At 75.4% G+C, this 10,728-nt stretch carries 12 protein-coding genes; 4 read left to right on the forward strand and 8 right to left on the reverse strand.

Annotated elements, in window-relative coordinates; genetic code table 11:
- The first annotated feature begins 168 nt into the window (after nucleotides 1–168).
- Both ACI8AF_RS13445 and ACI8AF_RS13450 read left to right on the forward strand, forming a co-directional pair.
- Entirely contained in the window at nucleotides 169–672 is a 504-nt protein-coding gene (locus ACI8AF_RS13445) for an ATP-binding protein (protein ID WP_456540221.1), read from the forward strand.
- A 47-nt stretch (nucleotides 673–719) separates the two neighbouring features.
- Nucleotides 720–1,631 (forward strand): RNA polymerase sigma factor SigF, encoded by a 912-nt coding sequence (locus tag ACI8AF_RS13450; RefSeq protein WP_456540222.1) that lies wholly within the window; start codon nucleotides 720–722, stop codon nucleotides 1,629–1,631.
- A gap of 79 nt (nucleotides 1,632–1,710) precedes the next feature.
- Here ACI8AF_RS13450 and ACI8AF_RS13455 read toward each other — a convergent pair whose 3' ends face one another.
- Both ACI8AF_RS13455 and ACI8AF_RS13460 read right to left on the reverse strand, forming a co-directional pair.
- Complete coding sequence (locus tag ACI8AF_RS13455) at nucleotides 1,711–2,892, reverse strand: SPFH domain-containing protein (RefSeq protein WP_456540223.1); 1,182 nt, start codon at nucleotides 2,890–2,892, stop codon at nucleotides 1,711–1,713.
- 76 nt (nucleotides 2,893–2,968) lie between these two features.
- On the reverse strand, nucleotides 2,969–3,406 hold the full coding sequence (locus ACI8AF_RS13460) for an NfeD family protein (protein ID WP_456540224.1): 438 nt from the start codon (nucleotides 3,404–3,406) through the stop codon (nucleotides 2,969–2,971).
- Between the two features lie 57 nt (nucleotides 3,407–3,463).
- On the opposite strand from ACI8AF_RS13460, the gene ACI8AF_RS13465 reads away from it, so the two are divergent.
- Nucleotides 3,464–4,204 carry a hypothetical protein gene (locus ACI8AF_RS13465; protein ID WP_456540225.1) on the forward strand — a complete coding sequence of 247 codons (741 nt, stop codon included), beginning with the start codon at nucleotides 3,464–3,466 and terminating at the stop codon, nucleotides 4,202–4,204.
- A 100-nt stretch (nucleotides 4,205–4,304) separates the two neighbouring features.
- Here the strand turns inward: ACI8AF_RS13465 and ACI8AF_RS13470 are convergent, their stop codons facing one another.
- The 6 genes from ACI8AF_RS13470 to ACI8AF_RS13495 all read right to left on the reverse strand — a co-directional run bounded on the left by ACI8AF_RS13470 (nucleotide 4,305) and on the right by ACI8AF_RS13495 (nucleotide 9,796).
- Nucleotides 4,305–5,426 carry a ferrochelatase gene (locus ACI8AF_RS13470; protein ID WP_456540226.1) on the reverse strand — a complete coding sequence of 374 codons (1,122 nt, stop codon included), beginning with the start codon at nucleotides 5,424–5,426 and terminating at the stop codon, nucleotides 4,305–4,307.
- 70 nt (nucleotides 5,427–5,496) lie between these two features.
- Nucleotides 5,497–6,279, reverse strand: coding sequence for an enoyl-ACP reductase FabI (gene fabI / locus ACI8AF_RS13475; RefSeq protein ID WP_456540227.1), 783 nt, complete (start codon nucleotides 6,277–6,279; stop codon nucleotides 5,497–5,499).
- Nucleotides 6,279–6,983 carry a 3-oxoacyl-[acyl-carrier-protein] reductase gene (gene fabG / locus ACI8AF_RS13480; protein WP_456540228.1) on the reverse strand — a complete coding sequence of 235 codons (705 nt, stop codon included), beginning with the start codon at nucleotides 6,981–6,983 and terminating at the stop codon, nucleotides 6,279–6,281. Before fabG ends, fabI begins: the two co-directional genes overlap by 1 nt.
- Nucleotides 6,984–7,061: 78 nt before the next feature.
- Nucleotides 7,062–8,417 carry an aminotransferase class V-fold PLP-dependent enzyme gene (locus ACI8AF_RS13485; RefSeq protein ID WP_456540229.1) on the reverse strand — a complete coding sequence of 452 codons (1,356 nt, stop codon included), beginning with the start codon at nucleotides 8,415–8,417 and terminating at the stop codon, nucleotides 7,062–7,064.
- Between the two features lie 88 nt (nucleotides 8,418–8,505).
- Nucleotides 8,506–8,718 (reverse strand): hypothetical protein, encoded by a 213-nt coding sequence (locus tag ACI8AF_RS13490; RefSeq protein WP_456540230.1) that lies wholly within the window; start codon nucleotides 8,716–8,718, stop codon nucleotides 8,506–8,508.
- Between the two features lie 7 nt (nucleotides 8,719–8,725).
- Entirely contained in the window at nucleotides 8,726–9,796 is a 1,071-nt protein-coding gene (locus tag ACI8AF_RS13495; protein ID WP_456540231.1) for a transglycosylase family protein, read from the reverse strand.
- A 139-nt stretch (nucleotides 9,797–9,935) separates the two neighbouring features.
- Between ACI8AF_RS13495 and ACI8AF_RS13500 the strand changes: the two genes are divergently transcribed.
- Nucleotides 9,936–10,607 (forward strand): NAD(P)H-binding protein, encoded by a 672-nt coding sequence (locus ACI8AF_RS13500; RefSeq protein WP_456540232.1) that lies wholly within the window; start codon nucleotides 9,936–9,938, stop codon nucleotides 10,605–10,607.
- The last annotated feature ends 121 nt before the right edge of the window (nucleotides 10,608–10,728 follow it).

Consider the following 10,728-nt stretch of genomic DNA (forward strand, 5'->3'; position numbering starts at 1 on the left):
AGGGCCACGTTTGGGGCAGCCGAGAGTGCGGGTATGCCAGCCTGCCGGGGCAGGAGCCGGTCGTGCAGCGCTGCGCGCCGGGCGGCCGCCCCGGGCGATCCGGCAGGATGGGTCGTCGCGACCCGCGCGAGGCGCGGGCGCCGAGGACGAGGAAAGGGCGGACGACGGATGGCCGACTCGAGGGGTGCCCTCGCGCAGGACGGACGGCGCGGTGAACGGTTGGAGCTGCGGGTGCCCACGACGCCGACCCAGCTGCCGGCGGTGCGCGCCATGGCCGGCGACCTGGCGATGCGGATGGACTACGACCTCGACTCGGTCGAGGACCTCCGCCTGGCCGTCGACGAGGCCTGCGCCACGCTCGCGCTCGTGGGTGCCGACGACGAGCCGCTGACCGTCGTCTTCGAGACCACCCGCACCGGGCTGCACATCGACGCCTGGGTGCCCACCCCCGCCGGCACCGACGTCCCGCGGGACGGCTTCGGCTGGGCGGTGCTGCAGACCCTCGCCGACAACGTCGCCGGCCGGCCGGCCACCCAGGCGGACGTCCCCGGTGGCAACGGCACCGCCGAACCGGTGGCGGTCATCTCCATGGACAAGTACCTGCCCGGCCAGCGGCCTCCGGAGGTCGTCGGTGGTGGGGCGGGGCAGAACCTCTCGGTCCCGCAGCGGTGACCCGGACGGCTGCCGGAGACGAGGACACCCTGCCCAAGGGGCTGTCCGTGATCCCGCGAACGGCGGAGGACGACATCTCTGCACAGGAACAGCCGGTCGAGCTGCCCGACGACCAGGCGGCCGGGCGGGCCGACGACGCCGAGGAGGCGGACGAGGCGAGCGAGCCGGAGACGACCCCCGACAGCACACCGGTCTCGGACAACCGGCGGCGGGCCGAGCGCACCGCGCCGCTGTTCGCCGAGCTGGCCACGCTGGCCAAGGACGACCCGCGCCGGGAACGGCTGCGGGAGATCCTGGTCGAGGAGCACCTGCCCCTCGTCCGGCACTTCGCGCGGCGCTTCAGCAACCGCGGCGAGCCGTTCGACGACCTGCTGCAGGTGGGCACGCTCGGGCTGATCGCCGCCATCGACCGGTTCGACCCGAACCGCGGCGTGGAGTTCCTCAGCTTCGCCGTCCCCACGATCACCGGCGAGATCAAGCGGCACTTCCGCGACCAGGGCTGGTCGGTGCGCGTCCCCCGGCGGCTGCAGGAGCTGCACCTGTCGCTGAACGCGGCGGTCGGCGAGCTGGCGCAGAAGAACGGCCGGGCACCGACGCCGTCGGAGCTGGCCGAGCACCTGGGCATCCCCCGCGAGGAGGTGCTCGAGGGCCTCGCCGTCGCCAACGCCTACCGGTCGAGCTCGCTCGACGAGCGGCTGTCCGGGGAGGACGACTCCCCCACCCTGGCGGCGACGCTGGGCGAGGAGGACGCCGCGCTCGAGGGCGTGGAGTACCGCGAGTCGCTGCAGCCGCTGCTGGCCACGATCCCCGCCCGCGAGCGCCGGATCCTGATCCTGCGGTTCTTCGGCAACATGACGCAGTCGCAGATCGCCGCCGACATCGGCATCTCGCAGATGCACGTCTCGCGGCTGCTGTCGCAGACCCTCGCCAAGCTCCGCGAGGGCCTCCTCAAGGATTGAGGACCCCCTGCCCCCCGCCCCTGCAGGGGGCCTTGTTCCGGCGCCGAGAGCCGGACGGCTTTCGGCGCCGGAAGCGGGGTCACTGCTGCGGCGGCTGGCCGGGCGGCAGGGCCTGCTCGACGTCCTCGTTGTGCGCCTCCTGCGTCACCTGCGACAGCGGCGGGGGCGCCGGGATGCCCGGCTGGATGCTGGACAGCTCGATCTTGGCCTCGGGCTGCTCGGCGGCCGGCGGCAGGTGCGACTCGAACCAGCCGCTGGTGTCCAGGCCGTCACCGGAGCGGCCGCTGCCGTTGGTGGACGCCGGCACGTCGAGGAACGACTTCTCGCTGTCGGCCCCGCCCATGCGGGCCAGCCCCTCCAGCGCCTTGCTGAACTCGCTGGGGACGATCCACATCTTGTTCGCGTCGCCCTTGGCGATCTGCGGCAGCGTCTGCAGGTACTGGTAGGCCAGCAGCGCCTGGTCGGGTTTGCCGTCGTGGATCGCCTGGAAGACCGTCTCGATCGACTTCGCCTGGCCCTGCGCCTGCAGGAACAGCGCGGCGCGCTCACCCTCGGCGCGCAGGATCTGGCTCTGCCGCTCCGCCTCGGCCGCGAGGATCGCCGCCTGCTTCTTGCCCTCGGCGGAGAGGATCGCCGCGGCCTTCTCGCCCTCGGCCGAGGTGATCGCGGCCTGGCGCGAGCCCTCGGCGGTGAGGATGATCGCCCGCTTGTCGCGGTCGGCGCGCAGCTGCTTCTCCATCGAGTCGCGGATCGACGCCGGCGGGTCGATCGCCTTGATCTCGACGCGGGCCACGCGCAGGCCCCACGGGCCCGTGGTGCCGTCGAGCACCGAGCGCAGCTGGCTGTTGATGCCGTCGCGGCCGGTGAGCGACTGCTCGAGGTTCAACCCGCCGACGACGTTGCGCAGGGTCGTCGTCGTCAGCTGCTCCATGCCGGTGATGTAGTTCGCGATGCCGTACACGGCCAGCCGCGGGTCGGTCACCTGGAAGTAGACGACGGTGTCGATGCCGACCTGCAGGTTGTCGGCGGTGATGACCGGCTGCGGCGGGAACGAGATGACCTGCTCGCGCAGGTCCACCGTCGCGCGCACCCGGTCGACGAAGGGCACCAGCAGGTTCAGGCCGGGCGACAGGGTCCGGCTGTAGCGGCCCAGGCGCTCGATGACCTTCGCCTGGGCCTGCGGGACGATGGTGAGGCTCTTGGCCACGACGATGATCACCAGGACGGCGATCACCAGCAGGGCGATGAGGGCGGGCTCCATCGGGGCCCCCTTTCTCGAGGACTACGTCGATCGTGCAACGAGTGATCGGCCCGGGTCGTCCCCCCGGGCGGGCGGTCTACTCCAGGGCGTCCCCGACGACCGCCGTCGCCCCCTCGACCTTGAGGATCCGCACCGTGTCGCCGACGGCGAACGCCTCGCCGTCGTACTGGCTGCGGGCGGTCCACTCGTCGGCGCCGAGCTTGATCCGGCCGCCGTGGTGGTCGACGGCCTGGGTGACCCGTGCCGTCCTGCCGATCAGGGTGTCGACGCCGTCGAGCTGCAGCGGGGTCTTCTGCTCGAGGTGCTTCTTGGCGATCGGCCGGACGACGGCCAGCAGCGCCAGCGAGACGAGGACGAACGCCACCAGCTGGAACGCCACGGCGCCGCCGGCCAGCGCGACGGCCATGCCGCCCAGCGCCCCGCCGGCGAACATCAGCAGGACCAGGTCGAGGCTCACGACCTCGCCGGCGGCGAACAGGCCGGCGGCGATGAGCCAGAGCAACCACGCAGCCATACCCGGAGTGTCTCATCACCGAGGGTGATGTCGGGGTCGCGACGTAGCCTTCCCTGCGTGCACGACTTCCCCGCGGGCCGGTTCGCGGTCTGGGCGACCGCCTGGCTGACCGGCCGCACGTCCTACGACGAGGCCCTCGACGCCCTGCTCGGCGACACCGCGCACCGGGTCGCCGGCCTGCCGGGCACCGACGAGGCGGTCCCCCTCGGCTGGGCGCTGACCGCGCTGCGCGGCCTGGGCGAGCGCCGCTTCCGGCTGGTGCTGCCGGTGCCGGGCGACGTCCGCGGCCTGCCCCGCGCGCCGGGGCTCTCCGCGCCGGCGCTGGAGGCGGGCCAGGCGGCGGTCGGCGAGCGGCTGGCGCTGGTGCCCGAGTCGATCGGGCCCGAGGCGATCGCCTGGACGGCGTTCCCGCTGGACGGCGTCGCGCCCGTGCCGCCGCCGGTGGAGGGCAGCCTGCGCGCCGTCTCCGGCCAGCTCGACCTCGCCGTGGGCGACGCCGCCCGCACGCTGGCCGACCTCGACCTGGCCCGCTGGAACCCCGAGGTGCCCACGCTGCTGGCCGGCCTGGCCCGCAGCACGGGCGCGCCCGGGTTGCCGCCGGACCACGACCCGCTGGCGCTGTCGGTGCTCGGCCGGGCGCAGCGGCTGGCGCGGGTGCTCGACCTGGCGATGGCCGACGCGCCCGGTGCGGCGGTCACCCACGCGCAGGCCGCGGCCCGCGACGACGCGCTGCGGCCGCTGGCGCAGGCGGTCCGGGAGGCCACGGTCGCCGCCTACAACGCCGTCCCGCGCCCGTAGCCGGTCCGCCCCGCATCGCTCCCGCTCCGCATCGCACGCTCTTCCCGCGCTCCGCACGGGCTGCAGCGCGGGCCACCCGGGAGGGGAGCGGGCGGAGCGGTCAGGCGCCGGGCCGGCTGGGGCGCTGCACGAAGCAGCAGGCGGCGGGGCAGTTCGTCCCCAGCCGCGGCTCGCCGCCGGCGCGGCGCTCCTCGAGCAGCTCGCGCAGCGACCTGACGAACGCCGGGTGCGTGCCGGCGGTCGCCGCCCGGGCGAAGGCGAGGCCGAGCTTCTCGGCGGTCTGCCTCGCCTCGTTGTCGAGGTCCCAGATCACCTCGAGGTGGTCGCTGACGAACCCGACCGGGAAGAGGACGACGGCCCGCTCCCCCGCCGCGGCCAGCGCCTCGAGGTGGTCGTTGACGTCGGGCTCCAGCCACGGCACCGACGGCGGGCCGCTGCGGCTCTGCCACACCAGGTCGAACGGCCGGCCGGGTGCCGCGGCGTCGACGACGGCCCGCGCGGCGGCGGTGAGCTCGGCCTCGTAGGCGTGCCCCTGCGGTCCGGCGACGTCGGCCATCGCCTCCGGGATGCTGTGCGCCGTCGCGACCAGGCGGGCCGAGCCGCGCAGCTCGTCGGGCAGCGAGGCGATGGCGGCGGCCAGCGCGTCGGCGTTGGCCTGCACGAAGCCCGGGGCGTCGAAGTAGTGCGGCAGCTTCTCCGCGGTGGGCCCGCCGCCGAGGGCGGCCCGGGCCCGGGCGACGTCCTCGTGGTACTGCCGGCAGCCGGAGTAGGAGGCGTACGCCGAGGTCGCGAGGACGTAGACGTGCTCGACGCCGTCCCCGGCCATCAGCGCCCAGACGTCCTCGACGTAGGGCTCCCAGTTGCGGTTCCCCCAGTACACGGGCAGGTCGATGCCGGCCGCTCGCAGCTCGCCCTCCAGCGCGGCGAGCAGCGCCTCGTTTTGGTCGTTGATGGGGCTGACCCCGCCGAAGTGGTGGTAGTGCTCGGCGACCTCGACCAGCCGCTCCGGGGGGATGCCGCGGCCGCGGGTGACGTTCTCGAGGAACGGCATGACGTCGTCGTGGCCCTCGGGTCCGCCGAAGGAGAGCAGCAGCAGCGCCTCCCGCCGGCCCGCCGGGGCGGGCGCCGACGGCGGCGGGGTCCCGCCGTTGTTGCGGACGGCGAGCGACGGGTCCTCGTCGGGGCGCTGGCCGGGGTGGAGGTCGACGATGGCGCGGGGCACGTGGTGCTCTTCTCTTGCTCTTCGCGGAACGGATGCGGTCACACGCCGACGGCTCTACACACCGACGCCTCTACACACCGACGGCGTGGAACCCCCCGTCGACGTGCACGATCTCGCCGGTGGTCGCCGGGAACCAGTCCGACAGCAGGGCGACCACGGCCTTGCCGGCGGGCTCGGTGTCGGTGACCGACCAGCCCAGCGGCGCGCGGGTCTCCCACGCGTCCTCGAACTGCTTGCTGCCCGGGATGGACTTCATCGCCATGCTGCGCAGCGGCCCGGCGGCCACCAGGTTCACCCGCACGCCCTCCGGTCCGAGCTCGCGGGCCAGGTAGCGGGAGGTGGACTCCAGCGCCGCCTTGGCCGCGCCCATCCAGCCGTAGACCGGCCAGGCCACCGACGCGTCGAAGGTCAGCCCGACGACCGACGCCGACGAGCCGAACAGCGGGCGGCAGGCCTGGGTGAGCGAGGCCATCGACCACGTGGAGACCTGGAACGCCGTCGCGGCGTGCTCCCAGGCGACCTCGGGGAAGCCGTCGCCCATCGCCTCCTGCGGCGCGAAGCCGATGGAGTGGACGACGCCGTCGAGGGTGTCGCCGTCCCCGAGGCCCAGCGCGTCGCGCAGCCGGTCGGCCAGCGTCGCCAGGTGCTCGGTGTTCGTCACGTCGAGCTCGACGACCGGCGCCTCCTGCGGCAGCCGCTTGGCGATGCGCTGGCACAGCGACAGCGCCCGGCCGAAGTTGGACAGGACGACGGTGGCGCCCTGCTCCTGCGCGAGCCGGGCGGTGGCGAAGGCGATCGACGCCTCGGTCAGCACGCCGGTGACGAGGACCTTCTTGCCCTCGAGGATTCCCATCAGTGCCCCATCCCCAGTCCGCCGTCGACCGGGACGACCGCCCCGGTGATGTAGGCCGCCGCGTCGCTCGCCAGGAAGCGGACGACGCCGGCGATCTCGTCCGCCTCGGCGTACCGGCCGAGCGGGACCTGCCCCAGGATCTCCTTCTGCCGGTCCTCCGGCAGGGCCGCGGTCATGTCGGTGGTCACGAACCCGGGCGCGACCACGTTCGCGGTGACGTTCCGGCTGCCGAGCTCGCGGGCGACCGACCGGGCCAGGCCGACCAGGCCGGCCTTGCTGGCGGCGTAGTTGGTCTGGCCGGCCGAGCCGAGCAGGCCGACGACCGAGGAGATGAAGACCATCCGGCCCCAGCGGTTGCGCACCATGCGCGCCGACGCCCGCTTGGCCACCCGGTAGGCGGCGGTCAGGTTGGCGTCGAGGACCTCGCTGAAATCCTCCTCCTTCATCCGCATGAGCAGGCCGTCGCGGGTGATGCCGGCGTTGCTGACCAGCACCTCGACCGGCCCCTGGTGCTCCTCGACCTCGGCGAAGGCGCGGTCGACGTCCGCGCTGCTGGTCACGTCGCACCGGACGCCGAAGAGCCCCTCCGGCGCCCCGCTGCCGCGGTGGGTCACCGCGACGGAGTCGCCCTGCTCGGCGAAGGACCGGGCGATGGCCAGCCCGATCCCGCGGTTGCCGCCGGTCACGAGCACCGATCTACCCACGTGCCACTCCCCTGCGCCGGAGGACTCTGTCGCAGCAGAAACCTAGCCGGTGGTCGCAGGTCACACCCGCCGGTCCCGTCAGACCGGCGTCCGGGGGCGGGGTATGGGCGGTGCCGCGTCGCGCGGGGCGCGACCGGCGTCCCCCGACGTCGCCGCGATCGCCCGCAGCGCCGCGCCGAGCTCGGCGATGTCGGCCAGGGACGTCGTCGCGCCGCAGCTGACCCGCACGGCTCCGGGCAGCCGGTCCTCGCGGTCGGCCCGGGCGTCCTCGTGGAACGCCCGGACCTCGTCCTCGCCGAGCTCGAACAGCCGGGAGACGTAGGGGTGGGCGCAGAAGCAGCCGCTGCGGACGCCCATGCCGTGCTCGGCCGCCAGCCGGGCCGCGACCTCCCGGTGCGCCGTCCCCTCCAGGACGAACGCCGCCACCGGCAGCCGGTCGCCGGTCGTCGGCCCCAGCCGCCGCAGGCCGGGGACGGCGGCCAGTTCGGCGTCCAGGGCGCGGACGAGCGCGTCCTCGTGGGCCCGCCGGGCGGCCCGGTCGCCGGCCGCCAGCTCCTGGGCGGCGGCCGTGAGGGCGACCACCCCCACGACGTTCGGTGAGCCGGCGTCGTCGCGGTCGGGGCAGTCGGCCCAGACGACCTCCTCGAAGGACACCGCCTTGACCGCTCCGCCCCCCACCAGGAACGGCTCACCGTCCGCCAGGAGACGCCGCGGCAGCACCAGGGCGCCCGCGCCGAAGGGCGCGTGCATCTTGTGCCCCGAGAACGCCAGCACGTCGATGCCCAGCGCGGTCATGTCCACCGGCCGGTGCGGCACCAGCTGGGCGCCGTCGACCGCGACCAGGACGCCGCGCTCCCGGGCCGCGGCTGCGGCGGCGCGCAGGTCGGGCAGCCAGCCCGTGACGTTGGAGGCGCCGGTCAGCGCCAGCACCCGGGGACGCGGGCGCTCGTCGAGCGCGGCCACCACGGCCGCGGGGTCGAAGGTGCCGCGCCGGTCGACGTCGACCACCCTCAGCCGGGCGTGCCGGCGCCACGGCAGCAGGTTGGCGTGGTGCTCGACCGCGGTGGTGACGACGACGTCGTCCCACCCGAGGCCGAGCCGGAAGGCGAGGACGTTGAGCGCCTCGGTGGTGTTCTTCGGGAAGAGCACCACGTGGGTGGCCGGATCGGCGCCGACGAACCGGGCCACGACGGCGCGCGCCTCCTCGTACCGCGCGCTGGAGTACTGGGACTTGGCCCCCGCACCCCGGTGGACGCTGGAGTACCAGGGCAGGAAGTCCAGCACGGCACGGACGACGCCGGCCGAGGCCGACGTCGTGGCCGCGGCGTCGAGGTCGAGGTAGCGACGGGGGCGCCCGCCCACGGGGATCTGGAGATCGGCGCCGACGAGGCCCCCGGCCGCAGGGGGCGACGCGGCATTTCGGGTCGATGTCATCGACATCAGCGCTCCAGTGTCGACCCGGCGCAGGTGCCCGGGAGAGCCCTGGGAACGCTACTCGCGACCGGCCCGGCCGGAGCCGGTTTCAGGCGGGCGGATCCGCGATCAGCTCCGTGCACCGCGGGCAGGGCGGGACCGAGCGGCCCTCCCCCGGCGTCCACGCGCCGCGGACGAGGCCGATCCGGGCGCCGCAGACCGCCGTCCAGGGCGGTGCGCCGTCGGCGTCCGACCGGCGCACCGCGTGGGCCAGGTCCTCACCGCCGCCCTGCTCCCACCCGGTGACGTGCTCGCCGGCCACGGCGCGGTCAGAGGTTGCGGCCGCAGGTCGGCCAGGCGCCGGGGCCCTGGCCGACGAGGACCTTCTCGGCGACGGCGATCTGCTGCTCGCGGGTGGCCAGGTCGGCCCGCGGCGCGTAGGCGAGCCCGCCGTAGGCCTCCCAGGTCGACTGGCTGAACTGCAGGCCGCCGTAGTAGCCGTTGCCGGTGTTGATGCTCCAGTTGCCGCCGGACTCGCACCGGGCGACGGCGTCCCAGTCGTTCCCGGGCGAGGGAGCCGGAGCGGGAGCGGGGGTCGGAGCGGGAGCGGGGGCCGGGGCCGGGGCGTTGGGCGACGTGCTGCTCGGCGGGGCCGGCGCCGGCGCCGGTGCGGCCGCCTGGCTCTGCAGGTCCACGAGGGTCTCCCGGGCCTGGTCGAGCTCGGCCTGCAGCGCGGACTGCTGCGCCTGCAGGTCAGCGACCTGCTGCGCGGCCGAGGCGCGGGCCGCCTCGGCCTCGGCGAGGGCCGCCGCCGCCTCCTGCCGGAGCCGGTCGGCCCGGCCCAGCTGCTCCTCCGCGGCGTCCTGGGCCTCCGCGGCCGTCTCCTCCGCGACCGCGACGGTGGTCAGCACGGTGGTCCGGTGGTCGCCGGCGGCGTCGAGGAGGATGGCGCGCTCGAGCACCTCGGCGGGGTTGTCGGCGGTGAGCAGGCTCTCCAGCTGCGGCGAGGTGCTGCCCGCCATGTAGCTGTCGCGGGCGAAGGAGGCGACGTCGTCCCGGGCCGCGGCCAGCTCGGCCTGCGCCTGCTGCGCCGCGGCGTCGGCGGCCTGCGCGTCGGCCAGCTCCTGCGCGTACGCCTGCTGCGCGTCCTGCTGCCGGCCGAGCGCCAGCGCGGCGGTCGCCTCGGCCTCGGCGACCGCCGTCTCCGCGGCGCCCATCTGCTCGAGGGTCTGCGCCACCAGCGCCGCGGCGTCGTCCGCGGCCTGCTGCGCGGCGCTGATCTCGTCGTCGGCGGGCGCGGCGGCGGCCGTCCCGGTGACGCCGAGCACGGCGACGACCGCGGTGAGGGCGAGGCCTGTGGCCCGGAGGAGCTGTCGCACGGGGATGGCGTTCGGCAGCACCGGCATCCTCCTTGAGCGCGGGTCCCCCGCTCGGAGGACGCCCGCGTCGTGGGGTTCAGGGCCTCCCCAGCATGCTCGCCGCCCGGTCCGCCCCCTCCGGCGCCCCCCTCCGCCCGTACCCGTGGCAGAGTCGCCAGGCGTGAAGGTCCTGGTCTTCGGCGGGAGCGGCCTGATCGGCGACGGCATCGTCAAGGAGTGCCTGGAGGCCGCCGACGTCACCGAGGTCCTCGCCGTCGGCCGTCGTCCGCTGGAGCTGCGCCACCCGAAGCTGCGCACCGTGGTGCACGGCGACTTCCTCGACTTCGCGCCGATCGCCGACGAGCTGGCCGGCGCCGACGCGTGCGTCTGGGCCCTCGGGGTCTCGTCGGTCGGCATGGACCCCGCCGAGTACGAGCGGGTCACGTACGGCTACACGGCCGCGGCGGCTCGCACCCTCGCGGCGGTCTCCCCGGCCGTGACGTTCGTGTACGTCTCCGGAGCCGGCACCGACAGCTCCGAACGCGGCCGCAGCCGCTGGGCCCGCGTCAAGGGCCGGACCGAGAACCTGGTCCTCGGCACGTTCCCCGACGGGTACGCGCTGCGCCCCGGCTTCGTCCGGTCGGTCCACGGCGGGAGGTCCCGGACCGCCCTCTACCGCTGGGGCAGCAGCGCGCTCACCCCGATCGCGCCCCTGCTGCAGCGGCGGCTCCCGGCCCTGGTGACGTCCACCGCGGACATCGGCCGGACCGCCCTGCGGCTGGCCCGGCACGGCGCCCCGGAGCACGTGCTGGAGAACCGCGACATCGTCGCCACCGCCGCGGCCGGGGGCTGACGAGCGCGGGCGCCCGCGCCGGGGGGCGGGGGGGGCCCGCCCCCCCCCCCGCCCGGCCCCCCCCCGCCGCCCCGGGGGCTTGCCCCCCATACTCCTCTATTTTTATCGGGGCGTGGGTGGG

This window comes from Blastococcus sp. SYSU D00669 (assembly GCF_054050715.1).

Coding starts and splice junctions, on each gene's coding strand:
- ACI8AF_RS13485 (WP_456540229.1), bottom strand. CDS start 8,417: ATGACATCGACCCGAAATGCCGCGTCGCCCCCTGCGGCCGGGGGCCTC.
- ACI8AF_RS13455 (WP_456540223.1), bottom strand. CDS start 2,892: ATGGAGCCCGCCCTCATCGCCCTGCTGGTGATCGCCGTCCTGGTGATC.
- ACI8AF_RS13460 (WP_456540224.1), bottom strand. CDS start 3,406: ATGGCTGCGTGGTTGCTCTGGCTCATCGCCGCCGGCCTGTTCGCCGCC.
- fabI (WP_456540227.1), bottom strand. CDS start 6,279: ATGGGAATCCTCGAGGGCAAGAAGGTCCTCGTCACCGGCGTGCTGACC.
- ACI8AF_RS13445 (WP_456540221.1), top strand. CDS start 169: ATGGCCGACTCGAGGGGTGCCCTCGCGCAGGACGGACGGCGCGGTGAA.